The following is a 25,173-nucleotide window of genomic DNA, read 5'->3' as shown; positions in this document are numbered from 1 at the left end:
CGAGAGAATTATCGCCGCTTTGGCATCTGTGCGAGCGGGCCGAGGCTGTCGAGATAGGCCGATGCCCCGCCGTTGTCATAGGTCGTGAAGGCAACGTTGCGATCCCGGTAGGATTTCAGCACCTGCCCGAGGCCATTGGCACCTTCCGCGCGCACCTGCCGCACGAGGCCGAGATCGACGTTGATGGGAAAGATTTCCGTCACCTGACCACACTGATGCACGACATTGCCAGTCGGATCCGCAACAAGCGAGCGGCCGACGCCGCCGGCGTCCAGCCCGTTCACGTCCACCACGTAGCAGGAGAACATGGCAGCCGTCGCCTGAACGATGGCAAGTTCGGCTTTTCGGTCGGTCGTGCCGGTCAGGACGGGGTGGATCAGGACTTCGACGCCTGCGGATGTCAGCGTCCGCGTCGTCTCCGGAAACCAGATGTCGTAGCAGATGGACAGGCCGAAGCGGCCGATATCGGGCACGTCGAAGATCAGGAACTCGCTGCCACCCGCCACGCCCGCCTCGAAGGGCATGAAGGGGAACATCTTGTCGTAACGCCCGACGATCTCGCCGCAGGGATTGATGACGATGGAATGGTTGTAGGTCCGGCCTTCGCGATGCACGAAATAGGTGCCGGGAATGATCCAGACCCGGTGCTTTGCCGCGAGCGCCTGGAAGGCGGCCTCGTCCAATGTCGGATCTTCCGCCATACAGGCGTGCAGCGGTCCATGCATGGCAAGCTCGGAAAAGACGATCATGTCCGTGCCGGGGAAGAGCGCCATGGTCTTTTCAATCTGGATACTCATCGCCGCGATGTTGCGACCGCCGATCGGCACGGACATCTGGATGCCTGATATCATGAAGCGGGAATTGTCCCGCCGACCGGTGGCGTACGGCAATGCGTTTGCTTCGGAGAGGGAGCCTGACATGATTTATCTCTGTGAAAATTATTTGCCGGTGCGGGGGGCGAGCCGGGTCGGCACGCCGCGCGGCGTCGGGGAAACGAGATCGTCGAAGGCCACGCCCCGATAGGGCTTGCTCGACTTGAGCACGATGTAGCTCGAAAGATTGCCGATCTTGGGGCCGAGCCGCAAAAGCTCGTCCGACAGCATCTGATAGGAGGCGATATCGGGGCAGACGAAGCGCACGAGATAATCGATCGGCCCGCTGACCTTGGTGCATTCCACCACGTAGCGCATCTCTTCGACCATCGTTTCGAAGATCTGGAAATCCTCCAGCCCATGGCTGTTGAGCGTCACCGCGGCGATGACGTCAACATGGCGGCAGACCTTCGCAAGGTCGATAATGGCATGGTAATTGGTGATGACGCCGGCCTTTTCGAGCCGCTTCACCCGCTGCAGGCAGGGGCTGGGCGAAAGGCCCACGGCATCGGCCAGCTCCTGGTTCGTCATGCGCGCATTGGCCTGAAGACATGCCAGAATACGCAGATCGATCTGATCGAGCCGGATCGACCCGTCTTCATCCTTCATTCACTCGCCCCCTGCTGCATGGACGGGCCATGCGTCTCCCGATGAGCGTGGCCCGACAGCCTCGACCCATAAGGATACGTTTGTCCTGACCCTGTCAAGCTGGCCTCCGGGTCACCGTTTCGCCCCTCCCGGCTCCCCCTTGACGCTTGCGACAAGAACTTTCGAGAAGGGTGCTGCGCTCAGCAGCAAGTGTCGGAAAATGACAGAAATACGGCAGCACCTTTGCCGGACCCGACGCTACAGTGATTGCATATGGGGAGACATCGGGGGGAACGATGGCGTCAACTATCCTGGAACAAATCACACGCAAGAAGCCGGTCGACCGGCTGATTGCGGACACCTCGGGTGCCGGCGACGGGCATGGCCATCTCGGACGCTCGATCACGCTGTTCCAGCTGATCATGTTCGGCGTGGGGGCGACGATCGGCACGGGTATCTTCTTCGTGCTGAGCGAGCAGGTGCCGGTGGCCGGCCCCGCGGTCGTGCTCTCCTTCATCATTGCAGCGGTCGCGGCGGGCCTGTCGGCGCTCTGCTATGCCGAGATGAGTTCGATGATCCCGGTCTCGGGCTCTTCCTACTCCTATGCCTATGCGACGCTTGGCGAGGGCATCGCCTTCTTCGTCGCCGCCTGCCTCGTTCTGGAATACGGAATTTCCGCCGCCGCGGTAGCGGTCGGCTGGGCCGAATATGTCGAAAAGCTGCTCTTCAACATCACCGGCATCGTGTTGCCCGGCTGGATGATCAAGGGGCCGATCACCGTCGTCGACGGCGACCATCCCTTCGCCATGGCCTTCTTCGCGGAAGGCTCCGGCCTCATCAATCTGCCGGCCGTCATTCTTGTCATGCTCTGCTGCATCCTGCTTTTGCGCGGCGCCAAGGAATCGGCCCGCGCCAATGCCATCATGGTGATGGTCAAGCTCGCCGTGCTAACCCTCTTCATCGTGATCGCCGGCAGCGCCTTCAACAGCGCGAATTTCATGCCCTTCTTCAACGAGAGCGGTTTTGGCGGCGTGCAGGCGGCGGCGGCCTCGATCTTCTTCACCTTCGTCGGCCTCGATGCCGTCTCGACGGCGGGCGAGGAGGTGGTCAATCCGCGGCGCAATCTGCCGATCGCCATCATCTCTGCGCTCGTCATCGTCACCGGCTTTTACATCCTGGTCGCGCTGGCCGCCCTCGGCGTACAGCCGGCGGACGCCTTCGACGGGCAGGAGGCGGGCCTTGCCACGATCCTGCAGAACCTGACAGGTGCCGCCTGGCCGGCGAACCTGCTGGCGGCCGGCGCGGTGATCTCGATCTTCTCGGTCACGCTCATCGTGCTCTACGGCCAGTCGCGCATCCTCTTTGCGGTGTCGCGCGACGGCCTGCTGCCGTCGATCTTCCACAAGGTCGATCCGCGCAGCATGACGCCGGTCGCCTGCACCATCATCGTCGCGGTTTTCGTGTCGCTGATCGCCGCCTTCGTGCCGTCGGGCCTGCTCTGGGACCTGACGAGCATGGGCACGCTCACCGCCTTCACCGTCGTCTCGGCCGGCGTGCTGATCCTGCGCTACACGCAGCCCGACATGCCGCGCGGCTACCGCGTGCCGTTCGGCCCGGTTTTGCCGGTGCTCAGCATCGTCGCCTGCCTGTACCTCATCTTCAAGCTCAGCTGGATGGTCTATGCCATTACCGGCGTCTGGGTGGCGATCGCCGCACTCGTCTATTTCGGTTACTCCGCCCGCAACTCGCGGCTCGAAAAGCCGGCAGGTCTCGGCGAGGCGGCAGAATGAAGATCCTCGTCGGTCTATCCGCCGACCAGGGCGGGCAGGAGGCACTGGCGCTCGGCGCGGTGCTCGCCCGGTCCTGCAAGGCATCGCTCGTCGCCTGCACGGTGACGCCCGACACCTGGGGCCATCCTTCGCCGGCGCGTGTCGACGGCGAATATGGCAGCTTCCTCGCCCGACACACCGCCGCGGTGCAGGCCGAGGCGAAGGCATCGCTTCCCGACGACGTAACCGCGGAGTTCCTCGCCGTTTCCGCCTCCTCGGCCCGCGAAGGTCTCACCAGGACCGCCTCCGAGATCGGCGCCGATTGCCTCGTGCTCGGTTCGGCGCGCGAGGCTCCATTCGGTCGCTTCGGCGAAGGCGGCGTGACGACGGAACTCTTGCGCTCCGCACATTTGCCGATCGCGGTGGCGCCGCATGGCTATTCGGCCGGTCCCGAGAGCCGTATTCGCCGGCTCAGCGCCGCCTATTCCGGTTCGTCTTCCGCGCCTGGCATCATCGCCCGCAGTGCGGCACTCGCACGGGAGTACTCGGTGCCGCTTCGTCTCGTGACCTTCGTGGTGCGCGACAAGCAGATGTATCCGACGGGTGCCGGCTATGACGCGGAACACTTCGTCTCCAATGTGCTGCGCGAGCAGGCACGGGATGCGCAGACCACCCTGCTTGCCGGACAGGCTGGGCTTTCCGCCGAGATCGCCGATGGCCCGAGCTGGAAGGCGGCTTTCGAGTCGCTCGCCTGGGAGGAGGGCGAGCTGCTCGTTCTCGGTTCCAGCAAGCTGGGGCCGCTGATGCGGGTCTTTCTCGGCTCGAATGCCCGCAAGATCGTGCACAACGCGCCGGTGCCCTGCCTCATCCTCCCACGTGCCGAAGAATAATCGAAAAGGGGTATTCCAGCCGTTCGGAGAAGTCCCGTAGAGTGTCATTCAGGATGGGGCAAAAGACGTGAAACACCGCCCCGCCGGAGGAAAACAGATGACGACCAAGACGTTCAACCAGCCGCTCGGCGGCAACGAAATGCCGCGTTTCGGCGGCCCCGCAACCATGATGCGCTTGCCAACGCAGCCGACTGCGGAAGGGCTCGACGCCTGCTTCGTCGGCATCCCGATGGATATCGGCACGTCGAACCGGCCGGGCACGCGCTTCGGGCCGCGCCAGATCCGCACCGAGAGCTGCATGATCCGCCCTTACAACATGGCAACACGGGCAGCGCCCTTCGAAAGCCTGCAGGTGGCCGATATCGGCGACGTGGCGATAGACACCTTCAACCTGCCGAAATGCATCGACATCATCACCGATGCCTATCGCGATATCATCAAACATGACTGCACGCCGCTGACGCTCGGCGGCGACCACACCCTGTCCTACCCGATCTTGCGCGCCATGGCGGAAAAACACGGCCCTGTCGGCCTCATCCATGTCGACGCCCATGCCGATATCAACGAGCACATGTTCGGCGAGCCGATCGCTCATGGCACGCCGTTCCGCCGTGCGGTCGAGGCCGGTGTGCTCGATACCAAGCGCTGCATCCAGATCGGCGTGCGCGGCACGGGCTACGCCGCCGACGATTTCGACTGGTCGCGCGAACAAGGTTTCCGCGTCGTGCAGGTGGAGGAGTGCTGGCACAAGTCGCTGACGCCGCTGATGGCGGAAGTCCGCGCGCAGATGGGCGACCGCCCGGTCTACCTCACCTTCGACATCGACAGCCTCGATCCGTCGATTGCACCGGGCACCGGCACGCCTGAGATCGCCGGTCTCAACACGATCCAGGCACTGGAAATCATCCGCGGCTGCTGGGGTCTGAACCTCGTCGGCTGCGACCTCGTCGAAGTCTCTCCGCCCTATGATCCCTCAGGCAACACGGCGATCACGGCAGCGAACCTTCTCTTTGAAATGCTTTGCGTCCTTCCGGGCGTGCAGAGGCGATAAAACAATGGCAGACACCCGTCTTACAACAGGCGAATATCTCGTCCGTCTCCTGGAATCCTACGGCGTCGAACTGATCTTCGGCATTCCGGGCGTGCATACGGTCGAACTCTATCGCGGCCTGCCGGCCACGAAGATCCGCCACGTCACGCCGCGCCACGAACAGGGTGCGGGCTTCATGGCCGACGGCTATGCGCGCGTGACCGGCAAGCCGGGTGTCTGCTTCATCGTCACCGGTCCGGGCATGACCAATATCGCCACCGCCATGGGCCAGGCCTATGCGGATTCCGTGCCGATGCTGGTCATCTCCGCGGTCAATGCCCGCAATGAGCTCGCCATGGGCCAGGGCCGCCTGCACGAACTGCCCTCGCAGCGCAACCTGGTGGCCGGCGTCAGTGCCTTCAGCCACACGCTGCTCGATCCCGCGCAGCTGCCTGAAGTGATGGCGCGTGCCTTCACCGTGTTCAATTCGGCACGCCCGCGCCCCGTTCATATCGAAATCCCGCTCGACGTCATCGTCGCGCAGGCCGGGCATCTTTCGACGGACGCCTGGCCGCTGCCCGGCCGTGCTGCGGCCGATCCCGCCAGCATCGCCAAGGCGGCGACGATCCTCAAGGCGGCCAAACGCCCGCTGATCATCGCCGGCGGCGGTGCTGCCGATGCGGCGGCCGAAATCGCCGCGATTGCCGAAAAGCTCGACGCACCGGTCTTCATGACGATCAACGGCCGCGGCATCCTGAAGCCCGGCGACCCGCGCATCATGACCGGCAATCTCAGTATGCAGCCGCTGCTCGACGAACTTGCGACAAGCGATGCGATCCTCGCCATCGGCACGGAGTTCGGCGAGACGGAAATGTATCCCGAGCCAAAACCGCTTTCCTTCGGCGGCCCGCTGATTCGCATCGACATCGACCCGGCGCAGATCGTCACCGGGCTGCGCGCAGACGTGCCGATCGCCGCCGACGCGAAGCTTGCCGCGACAAGTCTCAGCGCCGCGCTCGGCGAGGGCAGGACTGCCGGGGAGGGTGCCGCGCGGGCAAAAGCCGTGCGGGAAAAAGTGGAGACCGGGCTGTGGCCCGCCTGCCGCACCCATGGCAAGCTGATGGAGGTCATCACCAAAGCTCTGCCCGACGCTACCGTTGCGGGCGACCAGACGGAGCCGGTCTATGCCGTCAACCAGTTCTACCAGGCACCGCAGGTCCGCTCCTTCTTCAACTCCTCCACCGGCTACGGCACGCTCGGCTACGGCCTGCCCGCCGCCTTCGGCGCCAAACTCGGCGCACCCGACCGCCCCTCCGTCTGCCTGATCGGCGACGGCGGCCTGCAATTCTCCGTGCAGGAACTGGCAAGCGCGGTGGAAGCGGGCATCGCCACCGCCGTGGTCATCTGGAACAACACCAGCTACGGTGAGATCAAGGCCTTCATGGCCGAGCGCGACATCCCGCAGATCGGCGTCGACATCTTCACGCCCGACTTCGTCGGCCTTGCCAAGGCACTCGGCTGCGAAGCCTCCCGTCCCACCTCGCTTGCCGAGCTGGAAAGCGAACTGAAAGCCTCCGCCACCCGCAACGTGCCCACTGTCATCGAAATACAGGCCGGCTCAACGCTCGCAAAAACCCTGGCGGCGTGAGGCGGCGATGCGAAACCAGCTCTTCATCGACGGAAAATGGCAAGAGCCTGTAGAGCCCGGCCGCATCCCGGTCTTCGAGCCCTATCGCGGCACCGCCTATCATGAGGTCGCCGCAGGCGGTCCAGCGGATGTAGACAAGGCTGTGGCGGCGGCGAAGGCTGCCTTTCCGGCCTGGCGCGACGCCGGTGGCCGTGAGCGCGCCCGCTACCTCGCCGCCATCGCTGAAAAGCTTCAAGACCGCGCCGAGGAACTGGCTCGCCTTTCCTCCCGCAACAACGGCAAGCCACTCGGCGAGGCGCGCATCGACATGGCGGACGCGGCCGCCTGCTTCGCCTATTACGCCGAACAAGCCATCGCCCTTCAGAACCGGCAGGATGCGGATGTCGCCTTGCCTGACGATGGGTTTCACGCCCGGCTGCGGCAGGAACCGGCAGGCGTTGCAAGCCTCATCGTGCCATGGAATTTTCCGCTGGTGACGACGTCCTGGAAGGTCGCTCCCGCACTTGCCGCTGGCTGCACGGTGGTGCTGAAACCGTCGGAAATCACGCCCATTGTGGAACTGGAACTGGGCGCCATCGCCGAAGAAATCGGCCTGCCGCCCGGTGTGCTCAACATCGTTACCGGCACCGGCGAGCGCGTCGGCACGCCGATGACGGCGCATCCGGATGTCGCAAAAATCTCCTTCACCGGCTCGAACGCCGTCGGCGCACGCGTCATGGCGGCAGGCGCCCCGGGCGTCAAATCGGTGAGCCTCGAACTCGGCGGCAAGTCGCCCATCGTCGTTTTCGCGAATGCGGATTTCGACGAGGCGGTGGAATGCGTGCTCGGCGGTATCTTCTTCAATGCCGGCCAGATGTGCTCGGCCACCTCTCGCCTTCTGGTGGAAAAATCAATTGCGCTAAAGCTAATAGACGCCATAATCGCTGGAAGCCAGGCGCTGAAGCCCGGTGATCCCTTGGATGAGGGGACGCAAATCGGCCCGATCACCATGAAGGCGCAGCACGACAAGGTGTTGGCCTATATCGAGCGCGGCAAGGCCGAGGGCTTGAGCTTGCTCACTGGCGGCGGCAAGCCTGCCGGTCTGGACGGCTGGTTTATCGAACCGACAATCTTTGGCGATGTGCCTACGACCAGCGCTCTGTGGCGCGAGGAGATTTTCGGGCCGGTGCTCTGCATCCGCACCTTTGAAACGGAAGAAGAGGCCATCGCGCTCGCCAACGACTGCGATTTCGGCCTCGTCGCTACCGTCGTCAGCGGCGACGAGGCGCAGGCGAACCGCGTGGCCAATGCCATCGAAGCCGGTCATGTCTGGATCAACAGCCCGCAGGCAATTTTCGTTCAGACGTCCTGGGGCGGCTTCAAGGCGAGTGGCATCGGGCGTGAGCTCGGGCCGTGGGGCATGTCCTCCTACCTTGAGGTGAAGCACGTCACGTCACGCCTGAAACGATAACCCAAACGACGGACCGGGGGGCATGTCGAAAAAGAAGAAAGAGCGGAAGAACGAGAAGAAGCGCGACAAGCGCAAGAAGCACTCGAAGAAAAATGAGGGGTACATCATGGAAACCATTCGCAACGTGGCCGACCTGCGCGTCGTCATGCACCGCAACGAGCGCCCGATCTATTTCATCTCCGCGACGAACTTCAACCTGATCGGCATCGACGAATGGGTGCGGAACTTCAAGTTCGTCAGCTATATCGATTGCTTCGACGGCCGCCATCCGAACGTCTTCGTCCCATCCGAAATCCCCCATGCCGAATTCGAGAGCATCGAGGACATCAACAATTACCTGCTGCAGCACAAGGAAGTGATCGACTACATCACCAAGCGCGGCGGCCGTGCGGTTGCGACCTTCCTGATGTTCGATGAATCGACCGAGGAAATCTGCGACGAACTCGGCATCGAGATCTGGTTCCCCCGGGCAAAACTGCGCCAGCGCTGCGACAACAAGATGGAGACCGTGCGTATCGGCAACAAGGCGGACGTGCCTTCCGTGCCCAACACGCTCGCTCCCGCGCGCACCTATGAGGAACTGCTGTCCTCGGCGAAAAAGGCCGGCATCGGCAAGGACCTCGTGGTGCAGACCGCCTTCGGCGACAGCGGCCACACGACGTTCTTCATCGCCAGCGAAGAGGACTACAACCGTCACGCCGCGGAGATTTCAGCGGAAGACGAAGTGAAGATCATGAAGCGCATCAAGTGCCGCGGCGCGACGATGGAGGCCTGCACGACCGGTTCCGGCACGCTCGTCGGCCCGCTTCTGACGGAAGTCGTCGGCCAGCCGGCGTTGACGCCCTACAAGGGCGGCTGGTGCGGTAACGAAATCTTCCCCGGCGCCTTCTCCGAAAAGATCCGTGCCAAGGCGCGCGACATGGCCTACCGCTTCGGCAACCAGCTGCGCGAAGAGGGCTATCGCGGTTACTTCGATCTCGACTTCCTGATCGACGTCGAGGACAACGAGGTCTATCTCGGCGAATTGAACCCGCGCATCTGCGGCGCCAGCTCGATGACCAACCACGCTGCCTTCGCCTATGCCGATGCGCCGCTCTTCCTGTTCCACCTGATGGAGTTCTCCGGCATCGAGTACAAGATCGACGTCGAGGAGTTGAACAACCGTTGGGCGCGGAAAGAGTTCATCGATTCCTGGTCGCAGGTGGTCATCAAGTCGACCGAAGACCTCGTCGACATCGTCACTCATGCGCCGGCGACCGGCATCTATCGCATGGCGCCGGATGGCAGCGTGTCCTATGATCGCTTCGATTATCACCGCCAGGCGATCGAAAGCGAGCAGGAGGCCTTCTTCCTGCGCATCACCGGTCCCGGCGACTACCGCTACGAGGGCGCCGATCTGGGCATTCTCATCACGCGCGGTCGGGTGATGGACGACGAATTCGAACTGAACGAGCGTGCCAGCAACTGGATCAAGGGCATCAAGCGCCTATATGCCAGCAAGCCGCTGACGGAAATCCAGCGCGATGACGCGCCGGAAGCCGGTTCGTTCAAGATCCTGTAGGACATCATGGACCTCCAGTTCGAAGCCATCGATGAAGACATGCCCGGCCCCAAATGGCGCCGGGTGTTCGATCGTCACTGGCACGCCTATAGCCGCTGGTTCGTGCGCGACGGGGTTCGCTCGCGCCCGACCTATTTCATGAGCCTCAAGGCGCTGCGAAAGCACATGCCGGAACTGCTGCCTACCTATGAGGCGATTGTCGCGACGGCCGGCGACGGGGATCTGGAGGCGCGCTTCCTCTCCATGTGGTGCCCGCCCTTCTATGTCGGCGGCTGCTCGCAGGCGATCCTGACCGGCGTAGAGCCGGCGCTGATCCGCAACTACGACTACAGCCCGCGCCTTCTCGAGGGCACATGGCTGGCTTCACGCTTCAACGGGAAACGGGTCGTCGCGGTGGTCGATTGCCTCTGGGGCGTGCTCGACGGCATCAACGAGGACGGGCTTTCGGTCTCACTCTCCTTCGGCGGGCGCACCGCCGCGGGGCAGGGGTTCGGCATTCCCGTCGTGCTGCGCTACGTGCTGGAATTCGCCAGCACCACGGCGGAGGCCGTCGCCATGCTCCAGCGCATTCCCGTGCACATGTCCTATTCGATCGCCGTCATCGACCGGCAGGGCAAGCACGCGACCGTCTATGTCAATCCGGATCGCCCGGCCGAGGTGGTGGAACGGCGCGTCAGCACCAACCACCAGCACGGCGTCGAATGGGCGCGCCATGCCGAGACCACCAAGTCGGTCGAGCGCGAGGCGGCGGTGGAAAAGTCGCTGGCCGGGTCGGCGGATGTCGAGCGCGTTCTTTCCGGATTTCTTCGCCCGCCGGTCTACCAGACATCCTATGGACGCGGCTACGGCACGCTCTACACAGCCGTCTATCGGCCGCTCGATGCCTCGGTGGAGCTCGTCTGGCCGGGCTCGGTCTGGCGGCAATCCTGCGCCGAATTCCAGGACGAGGTGCGCATTATCCGCTTCAACGACGGGGATTCCGGCGGCTTCGCACCGACTTTCAAGCAGGGTGCGGTGAGCAGTTAAGAACAAAAGGCTGGCCGTTTCGCAAAGCGGAAAAGCGGAACCGCGCCAGGGTGAGGGGAGTGTCATGAAAGTAGTCGTTCTGGGGGCCGGCGTCGTCGGCACGGCGGCAGCGTGGTATCTGTCGAAGGATGGCCATGACGTGACCGTGCTGGAGCGCCACGAGGACGTGGCGCGCGGCACCAGCCAGAGCAATGCGGGCCTCGTCTCGCCGGGCGATTCCACCGCCTGGGCTTCGCCGACAGCACTCACCACCTTTATGAAATCGCTGTTCCGCTCCGATCTCGGCATCAAGGTGCGGTTCAGCCTCGATCCGCAATTCCTTTCCTGGTGCCTGCGTTTCCTCATGCAGTGCACGCAGTCGCGCGCCAACGCAAATACCGAGGTGAAGCTCCGCCTCGCATTTTATGCGCGCCAGTGCATTAATGCGATCCAGGAAGAGACCGGCATATCCTATGATGAACGGCGCAAGGGCATCCTCTATTTCTACCGCTCGCAGCAAAGCATGGATGCCGGTGTAAAACACATGCAGTACATCGCCGACCGGGGGCTCGCTATCGAAGTGGTGGACCGCGAGCGGCTAGCGGTGCTGGAGCCGGGTCTTGCCGGTGTTAAACACCAGCTCGCCGGCGGCGTCTATTCCTCAATGGACCAGACGGGGGATTCCTCGCTTTTCACCCGCAGCCTCGCCGCGCAGGCCCGCATGCGCCACGGCGTCGATTTCCGTTTCGGCACGACGGTTACCGGCCTCGATGTCCAGGGTGGGCGGGTCAAGGCCGTGCTGACGGACAAGGGGCCTGTTTCCTGCGATGCCGTGGTGCTGTCGCTTGGCCCGGAAAGCGCGCTGCTGGCGCGCAAGATCGGCATCGATGTTCCGGTCTATCCCGTGAAGGGCTATACCGCGACCCTGCCGATCGATGCGGACAAGGGGCCGACCATGGGCGGCGTCGACGAGGACCGGCTGATCGCCTATTCGCGCCTCGGCAATCGCCTGCGCCTTGCCTCCACCGCCGAATTCGCCGGCTACGACCGCAGCTTCAAGCCCGCCGACTTCGCGAACATGTTCCGCACCGCGCACGACCTTTTCCCCGGGGCGATCGACGAAACGAAAGCCGTGCTCTGGTCGGGCCTGCGCCCGATGATGCCGGGCTCGGTGCCGGTGCACGGGCAGGCGCGCTACGAAAACCTCTTCCTCGATACCGGCCACGGCCATGTCGGCTGGACGATGGCCTGCGGCTCGGGGAAACTCGTCGCCGATCTGGTTTCTGGCCGCAAGCCGGAGATCGACACCGCGGGCCTGCTTTATAGGAACTGATGCATGTCCGACCCGCAAATCTCTATCGATCTTGCCCGCATCGAGCACAATGCCCGCACCGTCGTGGATCTCTGCCGTCAGTCCGGCATTACACCGTTCGGCGTGACGAAGGGCACCTGCGGCATGCCGCAGGTGGCGCGCGCCATGCTGCGCGGCGGTGTGGCAGGTATTGCGGAATCCCGCTTCGAGAATATCCGCCGCCTGCGCGATGCCGGCATCGATTGCCCGATCATGTTGCTGCGCAGCCCGCCACTGACACGTGTGGAAGAGCTGGTGCGTACCGTCGACATCAGCCTGCAATCCGAGCTGCAATTGATGCGCGAGATTTCGCGCGTCGCCGAGCGGCTTGGCCGCGTGCACGACGTCATCCTGATGATCGATCTCGGAGACCTGCGTGAGGGCATCTGGCCGAACGATCTCGTGCTGACCGTCGAGGCCGTCATGGAGCTTCCCGGCGTGCGCATCGCCGGCGTCGGCACCAACCTCACCTGCTTCGGCGCGATCATCCCGACGCAGGAAAACCTGACACAACTCGTCGGGCATGCCTACAAGGTGGAAAGCATCACCGGCCGCCCGCTCGACTGGGTTTCCGGCGGCAATTCCTCCTCGCTGCCGCTGCTGCTGGCCGGCGGCATGCCGGCGGGGGTGAACAACCTGCGCGTCGGCGAAGCGATCCTGCAAGGCGGGCGCGAAACCTTTCTCACCGAGCCCTGGGGCGCGCTCGACCGCGAGGTCTTCGAACTGACCGGCGAACTCCTGGAGGTGAAGATAAAACCCTCCATGCCGATCGGCCTGTCCGGTCTCGACGCCTTCGGCAATGCGCCTGTTTTCATCGACGAGGGCGACCGGCTGCGCGGCATCGCCAATATCGGGCGGGAGGACGTCATCGCCGAGGGGTTGATCCCGACGCAGCGCGGTGTGCGCGTGCTCGGCGCCTCCAGCGACCATCTGGTGCTCGATCTCACCGAGGCCGACCCGCCCTTGGCTGTGGGGGAGAATGTCAGCTTTCGCATGAATTACGGCGCGCTGCTGACGGTGATGACGTCAGAATATGTGGAGAAGGTTCCGATGCGGGATGTGCGCGAGACGGGTGAGACAAGGACCTATGCGATCGAGACGGACGCCATCGGCGGTGCGCTCGTGGTCGTGCAGAACATCGCCGAACGCATCCAGCATCTCGGCTTCGAAAGGGGCTTGGATGAAAACGCCCTGGCGCTCTCCATTTGCGCGCGCCGGCGCGATATCCTACCCCATGTGGAGGCGTCCGGCCGACGGCACGATGCGCTTGGCCTCGTCTGGATCGATTCCGATGCCGCGATGATGCCGGATGGCGATGCGGATGCGCCGCCGCCGGAAAACGCGGTGCTACGCCGCATGCTCGATTGCTTGCCGCCCCACATCGCGCCTGAGAACATCGTGCTCATCGGCCTGCGCAATGCAGCACCCGAGGAGGTGTCGGCGCTGAAAGCGTCGCGCATGCGCAGCTTCACCATGTCGGAAATCGATGCGGTCGGGCTGCGCCAGGCGATGCGCGAGGCGATTGCGATCGCGTCCGCCGGTACGCGCGGCTTCCATCTCTGCTATTCGCCGACGGCGACCGACATGTCCGGCTGGAGCGGCGGCATCGGCGGGATCACGGTGCGCGAAACCCATTCGGCGATGGAAATGGCGGCGCTCAGCGGCAAGTTGCGCTCGCTCAGCATTTCCGGCATTGATGCCGCTCTGCCATCGCCGATCGGCGCGGAATGCGCCAACTTCATCCTGTCGGCCTTCGGCAAAACCATTCTCTGATCACAACCAAGGGAGATTTTTGATGATCAAGCGTATCAAGCCCGGCAAGCGCTTCTGCGAAGCCGTCGTCGTCAACGGCGTCGTCACCACGGCCGGCGTCACCGGCGATGGCGCCGACACGGTGGCCCAGACCCGCGACATCCTGGCAACGATCGACAGCCTGCTGACGGAGGCCGGCACTTCCAAGGCCAATCTCATCAGCGCCAATATCTGGCTGCGCGATATCGCGCATTTCAGCCAGATGAACGAAGTCTGGGACCAGTGGGTCGACAAGGACAACCTGCCGGTCCGCGCGACCGTCGAGGCCCGCCTTGCCGCGCCGGAACTGCTGGTCGAAATCCAGGTCACAGCGCTCGTCTGAGCTTTCTGACTGCACATGAAAGCCGAGGCTGCGAAGGCAGCCTCGGCTTTTTTGCTTAGAGCGTCTTCAGCACGTCGCCAAGCGCATCCACCAGCATGTCGGCATTCTCACGCGAGAAGACGAGCGGCGGGCGGATTTTCAGCACATTGGCGCGCGGGCCCGACGCGCTGATCAGGATGCGTCGGTCGCGCAGGCCATTGACGATACGGCTGGTCAATGCCGCGTCGGCGCTTTTTGCGGCGGGATCGGCGACGATTTCGACGCCGATGAACAGGCCGGAGCCGCGCACGTCGCCGATGGCGGGATGGCGGCCGGAAAGGCTTTCGAGGCCGTCCATCATATAGCGACCGACATCGAGCGCATTCTGTTGCAGGCCCTCGATACGGATCGTGTCGAGTACGGCCTTGCCGGCCGCCGCCGCGATCGGATTGCCGCCGAACGTGTTGAAGTAGCGCGCCTGCGGGCCGAATTCGGCGATCACCTCCGGCCGCAGCACGATGCCGGCCATCGGATAGCCGTTGCCCATCGGCTTGCCGATCGTCACCATGTCGGGGGATACGCCATGGCGCTCAAAGCCCCACATGGCCTCGCCCGTGCGGCCGAAGCCGGGCTGCACCTCGTCTGCGACGAACAGGCCGCCGGCTTCGTGAATGGCGTCCACCGCGGGCTTCAGGAAGCCCTTCGGGCCTGCGAAGATGCCGTCACTGGAGAAGATCGTATCGGTGATCAGCATGGCCGGCTTGATGCCGTGGCGCTTGAGATCGGCGATGGCGGCACGCACGTCGCGGCCGAATTTTTCCATCATTTCTTCCGGCGAATGACGGTAGCTGTCCGGCGCGGGAACGGTGCGCACATGCGGCCCGAGCGTCACGGACTCGCCAAGAGAGGGCGAGAATTCGGCGACCGCGCTCGTCAGGCCGTGATAGGCGAGTTCCGTCGCGATGATGCCGGTGCCGCCGGTCACGTAACGGGCGATGCGCACGGCAAGGTCGTTCGCTTCGCTGCCCGTGCAGGTGAATATGGCCTGACTGAGCGCTTCCGGGAAGGTCGCCGTCAACGCCTCGGCATAGTCGACGATGCCTTCGTGCAGATAGCGCGTGTGTGTGTTGAGGACGGCGGTCTGCTTCGTGATCGCCTCCACCACGCGTGGATGGCAATGGCCGAGCGAGGCGACGTTGTTATAGGCGTCGAGATATTTCTCACCGGAAGCGTCATAGAGGAAAACGCCTTCGCCGCGCACGAGATGCAGCGGCTTCTCGTAGAACAGGCGGTAGGCGGGACCGAGCACCTTTTCCCGCCGGGCAATCAGCGCCTGTTCGGCCTCGCCCAGTCGTTCGAAATCCTCGCGCGAAAACGCATTCACCATCGACATGATCAAGCCTCGGTAAGGTTGGGCACGAGCTGCTTCAGCCCGGCCGCAGTGAGATCGGCAATGTTCTGCAGGCCGCGCCAGGCCGTGGCGTGGTTGCGCATGATGTAGGCCCGGTTCTCCGGGAAACGCGCCGAACGCCATTCCGCGATGATGACGGACATGGCAAGGCGGCAGCGCATGAGAAGCGGCAAAAGCTCGATTTCGGCCGGCTGCAAGGCACGTGCCGAAAGGAAACCTTCGAGGAAGGCGCGGGTGCGGGCAGTCCAGTTGTCGGTCGCCAGGTGATAGGAGATGCCGACAGCGAGGTCGTTGATCAGCGTGGCATGCACCATGTCGCCGAAGTCGATAATGCCGACGACCCTGGCCGGCTCCGCCGGGTCGAGCAGGATATTGTGCGGATTGAAATCATTGTGAATGATCTGCCGGCGCTCCAGCGCGGCGATGGCGGGCAACGACCGTTCGAATTCGGCAAGCACCGCCTCCACCTGCGCACGGCGCTCCGCGGCGACATCGCCGACGACGGCCGTAAGATCGAGCGTATGGGAAATGTCCCACATCAGCTTTCCCTCGGGCGGACGGCCGTCATAGTGCTCGAGGCCGAGCCCGAGTTCGGCAAGGGAGCGGCCGACATTTCGGCTCTGCGCCTCCGAGGCCGGCGTGCGGTATTGCAGCTCGCCGTCGAGGAAGGTGAGCAGGCGCATGATGCGGGGGCCATCGGACGTGGAGAGCGTATGGCTCGGCTCGCCGGAGCGCGTCGGCACCAGCCGCGGCACGGGAACCGAGGGGGCTGCTGCTTCCAGATGCATCAGGGCGCCGTCCTGGAATTCCAGCGCCGCCGGATCCTCGGCGGGGTTGGCGATCTTGAGGATGAAATCCGTAGCGTCGGCGCGGGTAAAGAGAAAGGTTTCGTCACGCTCGCTGGAGAGGCGCTTCACCTCGCCGCCAAGCCCATAGATGTCGGCAACGGCAGCCTCGGCGTCCTCGATGGCTGTCACATTCCATGTCGCGGACATGGAATCCGGTTTCTTGTCGGCGGATGCAGGCTCCGTCATGTTCGCTCCATTCTGCGCGGTGCCCCGCTGTGTCGTCGAGGACGGTCTCCGGCGCTGTTGACAGCGCTTCGGCCAGCATTGCCACGGCCTTTCCTTCCAGGGAAAATGCCGCTGGCGACGGCTCATACTTGAAACACGTCAAAAAAGATGCATCAAGTATCTTATTACTCGATTTTGCGGACCAGTTCCATGCCCGAATTCGCGACACTGGAATATGAGAACCTCAACAGCGTGGTCTATGCCGCGCTGTGCGATGCGTTGATGCAGGGACGGTTCCAGCCGGGTGACCGACTGAAGATCCGCGATCTCGCCGAACAATTCGGCACCAGCGTCACGCCGATCCGCGATGCGGTCCTGCGCCTTGCCAATGACGAAGCCATCACCTTCCGCTCGCCGCGCGACATCCGTATCGCCGGCTTGAGCGAAGGCCGCTACCGAGAAATCCGCGCGATCCGCGTCCGCCTCGAAGGTCTTGCGGCTGAAACCGCCGCACAGGTCGCGACGAGCGCCGATATCCAGGTTTTGGAGCAGATTCTGCGGGAAAACGAGCAGGCGATTACCGACGGCGACCGTTTGAGGGGCACGCAGCTCAACCAGGCTTTTCACTTCATGCTGCCGCAGATCGCCGGATTGCCGGTTCTCACGACCATTCTCCGGCGGCTCTGGCTACAGATGGGCCCGCACATTTCCGACGCCTATCTCGCTGGCGGCCGCGCGATGATCGACCATCACTATCCCGTCGTCGAGGCGCTGAAGCGGCATGATTCGCCGGCAGCATCCATGGCCATCGTCGACGACATCCTGCTTGGCGGAAAGCCGATCCTCGACCGTATTGCTCGCGGTGAGGAGCGGGAAGCACGCCGCGCCTGACCGCGTCGAAAGAGGAGGCTTGCAATTTGCCGGTCGCTGATTACGATGTATCAAGCATCAAGGGAGAACGCTCCGCATGACCGAAGAACGCCGCTACATGTTGCTGACGGGAGCGAGCCGCGGCATCGGCCATGCGACGGTCAAGCTCTTCCAGTCCAAGGGCTGGCGCATCCTCACCGTCTCCCGGCAGGCTTTCTCCGAAGAATGCGCCTGGCCGTCCGCCCGCGAGAGCCACATCCAGGCCGATCTTGCCGATCTCTCGCAGATCGACCGTCTTGCCGCGACCGTGCGTGAGCGCCTGCCGAACGGCAGGTTGCACGCCCTTGTCAACAATGCCGGAATTTCGCCGAAGGGGCCGGAAAAGAGCCGCCTCGGCGTGATGGGCACGGATGCGGACGTCTGGACACAGGTGCTCAATGTCAATGTCGTCTCGACGGCGCTGATCGCCCGCGCCCTCATGCCAGAGCTCGAGGCGGCCAAGGGGTCGATCGTCAACGTTACCTCGATTGCCGGAACGCGTGTCCACCCCTTTGCCGGTGTCGCCTATGCGGCATCCAAGGCGGCCCTCGGCTCGCTCACGCGTGAAATGGCGCATGAATTCGGCAGGCGCGGCGTGCGGGCGAACGCCATCGCGCCGGGCGAAATCGAAACGTCGATCCTGTCGCCCGGAACGGATGAATTGGTGGCCGCGGAAGTGCCGATGGGACGGCTGGGAGATCCGCGCGAAGTCGCGGAAACCATCTATTTCCTCTGCACGGAGCCGTCTTCCTACATCAACGGCGCGGAAATCCACATCAATGGAGGGCAGCACGTCTGACAACGGTCAAAAAGGGGAAAAATCCCCGTTGACCGGCAATGACCGGAATGCATCAATCGGTCGAACGCCCAGGGGAAAGGGCGCGACGACCGGAGAGGCCCCAACGACTGCCGAAAAAGGTGGCGTGGGTGGTCCGCATGAGATCGTCACCGGAGCCGCAACGGCTCCTTTACAATGAAGAAAAGGGGAGTGCCATGAAGAAAATTCTTAAATCGGGTGTTCTGGCGGCCGCAGCCGTCGTTCTGTCGGCCAGCATCGTCGTGCCGGCTTTTGCACGCGACCTGACCGTCGTGTCCTGGGGCGGCAACTATCAGGATGCGCAGCGCAATATCTACTTCAAGCCGTTCGCCGAAAAGACGGGCAAACCCGTGCTCGACGAAGCCTGGGACGGCGGCATCGGCGTCATCCAGTCGAAGGTCAAGGCCGGTGCGCCGAACTGGGATGCCGTTCAGGTGGAAGCCGAAGAGCTGGCACTCGGCTGTGCCGACGGCCTCTACGAGAAGATCGACTGGGACAAGCTGGGCGGCAAGGACAAGTTCCTCGACAGCGCCGTCAATGACTGCGGCGTCGGCGCCATCGTCTGGTCGACAGCGATTGCCTATGACGGCGACAAGCTGAAGGAAGGCCCGGCCTCCTGGGCGGACTTCTGGAACGTCGAAAAGTTCCCCGGCAAGCGCTCGCTGCGCAAGGGCCCGAAATACACGCTCGAATTCGCGCTGCTGGCCGACGGCGTTTCGAAGGACGAGATCTACGACGTGCTCGGCACGGAAGAAGGCGTCGCGCGCGCCTTCAAGAAGCTCGACGAATTGAAGGCGAACATCGTCTGGTGGGAGTCCGGCGCCCAGCCGCTGCAGTTCCTCGCCTCGGGCGAAGTCGCCATGGCCTCGGCCTATAACGGCCGCATCACCGGCATCAACCGTTCGGAAGGCAAGAACTTCAAGGTCGTCTTCCCCGGCAGCATCTACGCCGTCGATAGCTGGGTCGTGCTGAAGGATGCTGAGAACAAGGACGCGGCACAGGACTTCATCGCTTTCGCGAGCCTGCCGGAAAATCAGGCCAAGCTGCCGGAATTCGTCGCCTACGGCCTCCCGAACAAGGAAGCCGCGGCGAAGGTGCCGGCCGAATTCGCCAAGGACCTGCCGACGGATCCGGCCAACTTGACGGACTCGATCCCGCTCAATGTCGATTTCTGGATCGACAATGCGGAAACGCTGACGGAGCGCTTCAACGCCTGGCTCGCCCAGTAAGAACATCCGTGAAGAAGGGCGCTCCCGTGGGGCGCCCTTTCTGCATGGCCGGATGCGTTCCCAAGCGCGCATCGCCCGCCTCAAGCGATGGAGTCTTCCGTGGCCGAATTCATTCGATTTGACCGCATCAGCAAATTCTACGGCCCGCTCTGCGTGGTCGAAAATCTCGATCTGGGCATCGACAAGGGCGAGTTCGTCAGCCTGCTCGGCCCGTCCGGCTCCGGCAAGACGACGCTTCTGATGATGCTCGCCGGCTTCGAGCAGCCGACCTCCGGCAACATCCTGCTCGACGGAACCGCTATCAACGCCGTGCCCACCCACAAGCGCGACATGGGCGTGGTCTTCCAGAGCTATGCGCTCTTCCCGCATATGTCCGTCGGCGACAACATCGCCTTTCCCTTACAGATGCGGGGCATCGGCAAGGCGGAGATCGGCGAGCGCGTCAAGCGGGCGCTCGACATGGTGCAGATGTCGGCCCTGGTCGACCGGCGCCCTTCGCAGCTTTCCGGTGGCCAGCAGCAGCGCGTGGCGCTCGCCCGCGCGCTGGTCTTCGAGCCGCGTGTCGTTCTGATGGACGAGCCGCTTGGCGCGCTCGACAAGCAGTTGCGCGAGCAGATGCAGCTCGACATCCGCGATCTGCACCGCCGCCTCGGCCTGACCATCGTCTTCGTCACGCATGACCAGTCCGAAGCGCTCACCATGTCCGACCGCGTCGCCGTGTTCAACAAGGGCAAGATCGAGCAGATCGGCACGCCACGCCAGGTCTATGACGAGCCGGCGACGCGCTTCGTCGCGGAGTTCATCGGCGAGACCAATCTTGTCGAAGGCGTCGTGGAGGCCGTGCAGGGTCAGGAGGCGACCGTGCGCCTTCCCTCCGGCGCGCAGATCGTCTCCGCCGTGTCGGGCACCGTCGCCTCCGGCCAGCCCGTCTTCCTCTCCATCCGGCCGGAACGGGTCGATCTCAGCGAGACACGCGGCGAGGCGCGCAACGTGCTCGAAACGGAAGTCACCGACAGCGTCTATCAGGGCGATCACCTGCGCGTGCAGTTGCAGAATGCCACCCATCCGCTGATCGCCAAGCTCGGCCGCCGGTCGCGCGAATTTCCGCCGGGCACCAAGGTCTTCGCGGCCTTTTCGGCTGGCGATTGCCGGGTTATCGCGCCATGAGTGCAACCTCCTCCCGCACCGGGCGGTCGCTGCTTCTTCTGGCGCCGCTGCTTCTCTTCCTCGTCGGCTTCTTCGTCTGGCCGCTGTTCAGCATGATGTCGCAGGCCGTGTCGGATCCGGCCGTGCTCAAGCTTTTGCCACGCAGTGCCGAGGTTTTGACGGGTTGGGACCGCAAGTCGCCGCCGTCGATGGCCATGCAGGCCGCGATGATGGAGGACCTCAAGGCCGTCGACGATGACCAGGCGCTCGGCGACATGGTGCGCCGGCTCAACAGTGCCCGCTCCGGCTTTCGCACCTTGATGGGCAAGACGACGAGCGCGCTCGCCGACACCGCCAACCCGCCCGCCGACCTCATTTCCATCGACAAGCGCTGGGAAAAGCCGGAATTCTGGCTGGCGATCGCCGATGCGCTGTCACCCTACACGGACCGTAATCTGCTGGCCGCCGTCGATCTCGGTCGCAATGCCGCGGGCGCAATCGAGCATCTGCCGCCGGATCAGTCGGTCAACCGCGTGATCCTCGTGCGCACTTTCTGGATTGCCGCGCTCGTCACCTTCTTCTGCGCTGCGATCGGCTTTCCCTATGCCATCATCGCCGCCTCACTCGACGGCTGGAAGCGCGACCTGATGCTCGCCGCCGTGCTGCTGCCGCTCTGGACCTCGCTTCTGGTGCGCACGGCGGCGTGGTTCATCCTGCTACAGGAAAAGGGGCTGATCAACGATCTCCTGCTGACGCTCGGTATTGTCAATTCACCGCTGGCGCTGATCTTCAACCGTACCGGCGTCATCATCGCCATGACCCATGTGCTGTTGCCCTTCATGGTGCTGCCGATCTATTCGGTGCTGATCACCATCCCGAAGAACCTGATGCCGGCAGCCGCCTCGCTCGGCGCGCCGCCGCTGCGGGCGTTTGTGCGCGTGCTGCTGCCGCTCAGCCTGCGCGGTGTCGCCTCCGGCGGGCTGCTCGTCTTCATCTCGGCCATCGGCTACTACATCACGCCGGCGCTGATCGGCGGGCCGGGCGACCAGATGATCTCGTCCATCATCGCCTTCTACGCCACGGGCTCGGCGAACTGGGGCATGGCCGGCGCGCTCGGCATGGTGCTGCTCGTCGCGACGCTGCTGCTCTACAGCGTCTATGCGCGGCTCTCCAGCGAAGAACCGGGGAGGCGCTGACCATGCCGATGAAAATCGCCAAGGCGACGTTCGCCACGCTGACGATCCTGTTCCTCGTCGCCCCTCTCATCGCCATCCTGCCGCTCGCCTTCACCTCGAGCGTCATCCTGACCTATCCCATCCCGTCCTGGTCGCTGCGCTGGTTCGAGGAACTGTTCTTCGCCGATGCCTGGCGCCGCGCGATCGTCAACAGCCTGATCATCGGCACGGGCACGACGCTGCTGGCGACCGTGCTCGGTACGGCCGCATCGCTCGGCCTGCGCAACCGGCTCATTTTCTTCCGTGGCACCATACGCACGCTCTTCCTGCTGCCCATGGTCGTGCCCGCCGTCGTGCTCGGCGTCGGCATGCAGGTGCTGCTGGCGGGCTTCGGCCTGACGAACAGCTATCTCGGCGTGATCATCGCCCACACGGTCGTCGCGGTGCCTTTCGTGATCGTCAGCGTCACCGGTGCGCTTGCCGGTATCGACGAGCGGGTGGAGCTTGCGGCCCAGAGCCTGGGGGCCGCACCGATCACGGTGTTCCGCCGCGTCACCCTGCCGCTCGCCATGCCCGGCGTTCTGTCAGGCGCCGTGCTCGCCTTTGCGACCTCTCTGGACGAAGTGGTGCTGACGCTCTTCGTCGCCGGCCCGAACCAGCGCACGCTGGCGCGGCAGATGTTTTCCTCGATCCGCGAGAATATCAGCCCGGCCATCGCCGCCGCAGCCTTCCTCTTCATTGCCGCGACGATTGCCATCGGCCTCGTCGTCGTGCTGTCGCGCTCCATGCTGGCGAAACGGCGCTAGGCGGCGCGCTTCAGCGCCTCTGTCAGCACCTTGTAGACGCGCGGATCGGCCATATGGGCGACGTTGAAGCGCATGAAGCCGGCGGCGGTCTGCGAGATGCTGAAGACATTGCCGGGGGCGAGCACCAGACCATCGGCGACGGCGGCTTGAGCGACGTCGCCGGAATCGAGCCCTTCCGGCAGCCGGCACCAGAGATTGAAGCCGCCGCGCGGCATGAGCCATGGCGTGATCCCCAGGCTCGTCAGCCGGTCCGCCGTCTCGCGCCGGGCGCGCACCAGTCGGCGGCGCAACTCCTCCATATGCTTGCGATAGCCGCCGCCGGCGAGCATATGGGCGATGATTTCGCTGGAAATCGGGCTCGGTCCACCGAAATTGGTGGCGATCTGCAGGTCGACCAGCCCTTCGATCCAGTCCGCCCTTGCCGCGATATAGCCGCAGCGGGCGGCGGCGGAGAGCGTCTTGGAAAAGCTGCCGATGCGGATGACGCGCTGCAGGCCGTCGAGCGCGGCAAGCCGGGTGGTGGGCTCGGGCTCGAAATCGGCAAGGATGTCGTCCTCGATGACAACGGTCTCGTTGGCCGCAGCCGCATTCAGCAGCCGGTGCGCCACCTGTGGCGAGAGCGTCGCGCCAGTCGGATTGTGCAGCGCCGAATTGGTGACGTAGAGCCGCGGACGCTCGGTCGACAGCAGGGTCTCGAAGGCGGCGATGTCAGGGCCGGCAGGCGTATAGGCGACGCCGATCACCTTCACCTGATGAGCCTTCAGCAAGGCCTGGAAATTGAAATAGCAGGGGTCGTCCACCAGCACGGTATCACCGGGCCTGAGCAGGAAACGGCAGAGGAGGTCGAGCGCCTGCGTGCTCGTATTGGTCAGCATCAGATGTTCCGGTCCGGCCGCGACGCCCTCTTCTGCCAGGCGGCCAAGCAGCAACCTGCGCAAGGCGTTGGAGCCGCGCGTGTTGCCGTAATAGGCGAGCATGGCGTCGTCGGCGCGCGCCAGGCTGCGGATCGCCCGGCGCAGCGCCTCGTTCGGCATCCATTCGGCCGGCAGCCAGCCGCAGCCGGGTTTCAGCGCGCCGTCCTCGGCATCGAGCGATTGCCGTGACACCCAGAAGGGATCGACCGCACGTGCCTTCGGCGTTTCGGCTTCCGCGAGCTGCAGCGGCAAGGGTGCGGCATTGGAAACGTAGAAGCCGGAGCCACGCTGTGCCCGGATCAGCCCTTCGGCCGCCAGCCGGTCATAGGCTTCGACGACCGTCGACGGCGAGACGCCCATCGATGCGGCAAGGCCGCGGATCGAAGGCAAGCGGTCGCCCGGCGCCAGCGCGCGCGCCGCAATACGGCTGCGGATGGTGGCCATCACGCTTTCGGTGCGATTTGCAATGATGTCCTTGCTCAAGTGTATGACTTCTATAACCGATACAGTTATTCAAAATTGTATGGTTTTGTTTCTGTCCTGACCAGCCCCGCAGACGTAGATTCACGGCGATTGCGAGGTGCATATGAAAACATCCATGGACGGTTGGGGCAGCGGGCTTATCGGTGTCATCATCTTCAGCGGGTCGCTGCCGGCGACCCGTGTCGCGGTGGCGGATTTCTCGCCGCTGTTCCTGACGTCGGCGCGCGCCGTCATCGCGGCATTGCTGGGGGCGGCGCTGCTGGTTGTGCTGCGCCAGCACAAACCCTCGCGTGACGACCTTTTTTCGCTGGCCATCGTCGCGCTCGGCGTCGTCGTCGGCTTTCCGCTGCTGACGGCACTGGCGCTGCAGTACATAACCTCCGCCCATTCGATCGTCTTTGTCGGCCTCCTGCCACTGGCAACGGCGGTCTTCGCGGTTCTCAGGGGTGGGGAGAGGCCAAAGCCGCTCTTCTGGCTGTTTTCCGTCATCGGCAGCGCGATGGTGGTTGGCTTCGCGCTGAATTCGGGCGCGGAGATCTCTCTCGTCGGCGATCTCCTGATGGTGGCGGCGATCATCGCCTGCGGGCTCGGCTATGCGGAGGGTGCGAAACTGTCCCGCACGCTCGGTGGTTGGCAGGTCATTTCCTGGGCGCTGATCCTGGCGCTGCCGCTGATGGTGGTCATTGCCCTCTTGACGTTGCCGGAAAGCTGGGGCGGCATTGCTGGCGGCGCCTGGCTGGGCCTTGCCTATGTCTCGGTCTTCAGCATGCTTGTCGGCTTCGTCTTCTGGTATCGTGGTCTGGCGATCGGCGGTATCGCCGCCGTCGGACAGTTGCAACTGCTCCAGCCGTTTTTTGGCCTGCTGCTCGCCGCCGGCCTGCTGCACGAGCGTGTCAGTCCGCTGATGCTGCTGACCACGCTCGCCATCGTCGCCTGTGTTGCCGGCGCCCGGAAATTCGCCCGGTAAGCTCGGCCCCAATCCGCACACAAACG

The 25,173-nt window shown here is 64.0% G+C and carries 22 protein-coding genes; 17 read left to right on the top strand and 5 right to left on the bottom strand.

Going from position 1 to position 25,173, the window contains the following annotated elements; all coding sequences use genetic code 11:
• Positions 1 to 8: 8 nt before the first annotated feature.
• Together MUO32_RS02370 and MUO32_RS02365 are read right to left on the bottom strand one after the other, a co-directional pair.
• The gene (locus MUO32_RS02370; RefSeq protein ID WP_257946623.1) at positions 9 to 920 is read right to left on the bottom strand and encodes a carbon-nitrogen hydrolase family protein; all 912 of its coding nucleotides are present in this window, start codon (positions 918 to 920) and stop codon (positions 9 to 11) included.
• 18 nt (positions 921 to 938) lie between these two features.
• Positions 939 to 1,481 (bottom strand): Lrp/AsnC family transcriptional regulator, encoded by a 543-nt coding sequence (locus MUO32_RS02365; RefSeq protein ID WP_257946622.1) that lies wholly within the window; start codon positions 1,479 to 1,481, stop codon positions 939 to 941.
• Positions 1,482 to 1,756: 275 nt separating this feature from the next.
• Between MUO32_RS02365 and MUO32_RS02360 the strand changes: the two genes are divergently transcribed.
• The 10 genes from MUO32_RS02360 to MUO32_RS02315 all read left to right on the top strand — a co-directional run bounded on the left by MUO32_RS02360 (position 1,757) and on the right by MUO32_RS02315 (position 14,298).
• Positions 1,757 to 3,250 carry an APC family permease gene (locus MUO32_RS02360; protein ID WP_257946621.1) on the top strand — a complete coding sequence of 498 codons (1,494 nt, stop codon included), beginning with the start codon at positions 1,757 to 1,759 and terminating at the stop codon, positions 3,248 to 3,250.
• The gene (locus MUO32_RS02355; RefSeq protein WP_257946620.1) at positions 3,247 to 4,119 is read left to right on the top strand and encodes a universal stress protein; all 873 of its coding nucleotides are present in this window, start codon (positions 3,247 to 3,249) and stop codon (positions 4,117 to 4,119) included. The genes MUO32_RS02360 and MUO32_RS02355 overlap by 4 nt, the downstream gene beginning before the upstream one ends.
• A 97-nt stretch (positions 4,120 to 4,216) precedes the next feature.
• Positions 4,217 to 5,170, top strand: coding sequence for an agmatinase (gene speB, locus MUO32_RS02350; RefSeq protein ID WP_257946619.1), 954 nt, complete (start codon positions 4,217 to 4,219; stop codon positions 5,168 to 5,170).
• A gap of 4 nt (positions 5,171 to 5,174) precedes the next feature.
• Complete coding sequence (locus MUO32_RS02345; protein ID WP_257946618.1) at positions 5,175 to 6,797, top strand: 5-guanidino-2-oxopentanoate decarboxylase; 1,623 nt, start codon at positions 5,175 to 5,177, stop codon at positions 6,795 to 6,797.
• A gap of 7 nt (positions 6,798 to 6,804) precedes the next feature.
• Entirely contained in the window at positions 6,805 to 8,247 is a 1,443-nt protein-coding gene (locus MUO32_RS02340) for an aldehyde dehydrogenase family protein (protein WP_257946617.1), read from the top strand.
• A 22-nt stretch (positions 8,248 to 8,269) separates the two neighbouring features.
• Complete coding sequence (locus MUO32_RS02335) at positions 8,270 to 9,808, top strand: biotin carboxylase (protein ID WP_257946616.1); 1,539 nt, start codon at positions 8,270 to 8,272, stop codon at positions 9,806 to 9,808.
• 6 nt (positions 9,809 to 9,814) lie between these two features.
• Positions 9,815 to 10,834: a C45 family autoproteolytic acyltransferase/hydolase gene (locus tag MUO32_RS02330; RefSeq protein WP_257946615.1), complete on the top strand. Its 1,020-nt coding sequence runs from the start codon at positions 9,815 to 9,817 to the stop codon at positions 10,832 to 10,834.
• Between the two features lie 64 nt (positions 10,835 to 10,898).
• A complete protein-coding gene (locus tag MUO32_RS02325; RefSeq protein WP_257946614.1) occupies positions 10,899 to 12,146 on the top strand; it encodes a D-amino acid dehydrogenase in 1,248 nt (415 codons plus the stop codon).
• 3 nt (positions 12,147 to 12,149) lie between these two features.
• Positions 12,150 to 13,937, top strand: coding sequence for an alanine racemase (locus MUO32_RS02320; protein ID WP_257946613.1), 1,788 nt, complete (start codon positions 12,150 to 12,152; stop codon positions 13,935 to 13,937).
• Between the two features lie 22 nt (positions 13,938 to 13,959).
• Positions 13,960 to 14,298, top strand: a complete 339-nt coding sequence (locus tag MUO32_RS02315) for a RidA family protein (RefSeq protein ID WP_374708578.1) — start codon at positions 13,960 to 13,962, stop codon at positions 14,296 to 14,298.
• 55 nt (positions 14,299 to 14,353) lie between these two features.
• Here MUO32_RS02315 and MUO32_RS02310 read toward each other — a convergent pair whose 3' ends face one another.
• Entirely contained in the window at positions 14,354 to 15,670 is a 1,317-nt protein-coding gene (locus MUO32_RS02310) for an aspartate aminotransferase family protein (protein ID WP_257946611.1), read from the bottom strand.
• Positions 15,671 to 15,672: 2 nt separating this feature from the next.
• Positions 15,673 to 16,722 (bottom strand): phosphotransferase enzyme family protein, encoded by a 1,050-nt coding sequence (locus MUO32_RS02305; protein ID WP_257946610.1) that lies wholly within the window; start codon positions 16,720 to 16,722, stop codon positions 15,673 to 15,675.
• Between the two features lie 189 nt (positions 16,723 to 16,911).
• Between MUO32_RS02305 and MUO32_RS02300 the strand changes: the two genes are divergently transcribed.
• The 6 genes from MUO32_RS02300 to MUO32_RS02275 all read left to right on the top strand — a co-directional run bounded on the left by MUO32_RS02300 (position 16,912) and on the right by MUO32_RS02275 (position 22,783).
• Complete coding sequence (locus MUO32_RS02300) at positions 16,912 to 17,592, top strand: GntR family transcriptional regulator (RefSeq protein ID WP_257946609.1); 681 nt, start codon at positions 16,912 to 16,914, stop codon at positions 17,590 to 17,592.
• A 76-nt stretch (positions 17,593 to 17,668) separates the two neighbouring features.
• A complete protein-coding gene (locus tag MUO32_RS02295) occupies positions 17,669 to 18,409 on the top strand; it encodes an SDR family NAD(P)-dependent oxidoreductase (RefSeq protein ID WP_257946608.1) in 741 nt (246 codons plus the stop codon).
• Positions 18,410 to 18,603: 194 nt separating this feature from the next.
• Positions 18,604 to 19,656, top strand: coding sequence for an ABC transporter substrate-binding protein (locus MUO32_RS02290; protein WP_257946607.1), 1,053 nt, complete (start codon positions 18,604 to 18,606; stop codon positions 19,654 to 19,656).
• Positions 19,657 to 19,743: 87 nt separating this feature from the next.
• Positions 19,744 to 20,823 carry an ABC transporter ATP-binding protein gene (locus MUO32_RS02285; RefSeq protein WP_374708577.1) on the top strand — a complete coding sequence of 360 codons (1,080 nt, stop codon included), beginning with the start codon at positions 19,744 to 19,746 and terminating at the stop codon, positions 20,821 to 20,823.
• On the top strand, positions 20,820 to 21,998 hold the full coding sequence (locus tag MUO32_RS02280; protein ID WP_257946605.1) for an ABC transporter permease: 1,179 nt from the start codon (positions 20,820 to 20,822) through the stop codon (positions 21,996 to 21,998). Before MUO32_RS02285 ends, MUO32_RS02280 begins: the two co-directional genes overlap by 4 nt.
• Before the next feature lie 2 nt (positions 21,999 to 22,000).
• Entirely contained in the window at positions 22,001 to 22,783 is a 783-nt protein-coding gene (locus MUO32_RS02275; protein ID WP_257946604.1) for an ABC transporter permease, read from the top strand.
• Here MUO32_RS02275 and MUO32_RS02270 read toward each other — a convergent pair.
• Complete coding sequence (locus MUO32_RS02270; RefSeq protein ID WP_257947153.1) at positions 22,780 to 24,141, bottom strand: PLP-dependent aminotransferase family protein; 1,362 nt, start codon at positions 24,139 to 24,141, stop codon at positions 22,780 to 22,782. The two genes, MUO32_RS02275 and MUO32_RS02270, sit on opposite strands and share 4 nt — an antisense overlap.
• 142 nt (positions 24,142 to 24,283) lie before the next feature.
• Here MUO32_RS02270 and MUO32_RS02265 point away from each other — a divergent pair, with 142 nt between their 5' ends.
• Positions 24,284 to 25,147 carry a DMT family transporter gene (locus MUO32_RS02265; RefSeq protein ID WP_257946603.1) on the top strand — a complete coding sequence of 288 codons (864 nt, stop codon included), beginning with the start codon at positions 24,284 to 24,286 and terminating at the stop codon, positions 25,145 to 25,147.
• The last annotated feature ends 26 nt before the right edge of the window (positions 25,148 to 25,173 follow it).

Origin of the sequence: Shinella sp. CPCC 101442 (assembly GCF_024704725.1) — a bacterium.
Taxonomy (GTDB): domain Bacteria; phylum Pseudomonadota; class Alphaproteobacteria; order Rhizobiales; family Rhizobiaceae; genus Shinella.
The sequence above is the reverse complement of the archived record's forward strand: the minus strand, read 5'-3'. Positions and strand labels throughout refer to the sequence as shown.

Excerpts from the sequence above, each read along its gene's own strand:
- MUO32_RS02370 (WP_257946623.1), bottom strand. The coding sequence starts at position 920 with ATGTCAGGCTCCCTCTCCGAAGCAAACGCATTGCCGTACGCCACCGGT.
- MUO32_RS02365 (WP_257946622.1), bottom strand. The coding sequence starts at position 1,481 with ATGAAGGATGAAGACGGGTCGATCCGGCTCGATCAGATCGATCTGCGT.
- MUO32_RS02360 (WP_257946621.1), top strand. The coding sequence starts at position 1,757 with ATGGCGTCAACTATCCTGGAACAAATCACACGCAAGAAGCCGGTCGAC.
- MUO32_RS02355 (WP_257946620.1), top strand. The coding sequence starts at position 3,247 with ATGAAGATCCTCGTCGGTCTATCCGCCGACCAGGGCGGGCAGGAGGCA.
- speB (WP_257946619.1), top strand. The coding sequence starts at position 4,217 with ATGACGACCAAGACGTTCAACCAGCCGCTCGGCGGCAACGAAATGCCG.
- MUO32_RS02345 (WP_257946618.1), top strand. The coding sequence starts at position 5,175 with ATGGCAGACACCCGTCTTACAACAGGCGAATATCTCGTCCGTCTCCTG.
- MUO32_RS02340 (WP_257946617.1), top strand. The coding sequence starts at position 6,805 with ATGCGAAACCAGCTCTTCATCGACGGAAAATGGCAAGAGCCTGTAGAG.
- MUO32_RS02335 (WP_257946616.1), top strand. The coding sequence starts at position 8,270 with ATGTCGAAAAAGAAGAAAGAGCGGAAGAACGAGAAGAAGCGCGACAAG.
- MUO32_RS02330 (WP_257946615.1), top strand. The coding sequence starts at position 9,815 with ATGGACCTCCAGTTCGAAGCCATCGATGAAGACATGCCCGGCCCCAAA.
- MUO32_RS02325 (WP_257946614.1), top strand. The coding sequence starts at position 10,899 with ATGAAAGTAGTCGTTCTGGGGGCCGGCGTCGTCGGCACGGCGGCAGCG.
- MUO32_RS02320 (WP_257946613.1), top strand. The coding sequence starts at position 12,150 with ATGTCCGACCCGCAAATCTCTATCGATCTTGCCCGCATCGAGCACAAT.
- MUO32_RS02315 (WP_374708578.1), top strand. The coding sequence starts at position 13,960 with ATGATCAAGCGTATCAAGCCCGGCAAGCGCTTCTGCGAAGCCGTCGTC.
- MUO32_RS02310 (WP_257946611.1), bottom strand. The coding sequence starts at position 15,670 with ATGTCGATGGTGAATGCGTTTTCGCGCGAGGATTTCGAACGACTGGGC.
- MUO32_RS02305 (WP_257946610.1), bottom strand. The coding sequence starts at position 16,722 with ATGACGGAGCCTGCATCCGCCGACAAGAAACCGGATTCCATGTCCGCG.
- MUO32_RS02300 (WP_257946609.1), top strand. The coding sequence starts at position 16,912 with ATGCCCGAATTCGCGACACTGGAATATGAGAACCTCAACAGCGTGGTC.
- MUO32_RS02295 (WP_257946608.1), top strand. The coding sequence starts at position 17,669 with ATGACCGAAGAACGCCGCTACATGTTGCTGACGGGAGCGAGCCGCGGC.
- MUO32_RS02290 (WP_257946607.1), top strand. The coding sequence starts at position 18,604 with ATGAAGAAAATTCTTAAATCGGGTGTTCTGGCGGCCGCAGCCGTCGTT.
- MUO32_RS02285 (WP_374708577.1), top strand. The coding sequence starts at position 19,744 with ATGGAGTCTTCCGTGGCCGAATTCATTCGATTTGACCGCATCAGCAAA.
- MUO32_RS02280 (WP_257946605.1), top strand. The coding sequence starts at position 20,820 with ATGAGTGCAACCTCCTCCCGCACCGGGCGGTCGCTGCTTCTTCTGGCG.
- MUO32_RS02275 (WP_257946604.1), top strand. The coding sequence starts at position 22,001 with ATGCCGATGAAAATCGCCAAGGCGACGTTCGCCACGCTGACGATCCTG.
- MUO32_RS02270 (WP_257947153.1), bottom strand. The coding sequence starts at position 24,141 with ATGGCCACCATCCGCAGCCGTATTGCGGCGCGCGCGCTGGCGCCGGGC.
- MUO32_RS02265 (WP_257946603.1), top strand. The coding sequence starts at position 24,284 with ATGAAAACATCCATGGACGGTTGGGGCAGCGGGCTTATCGGTGTCATC.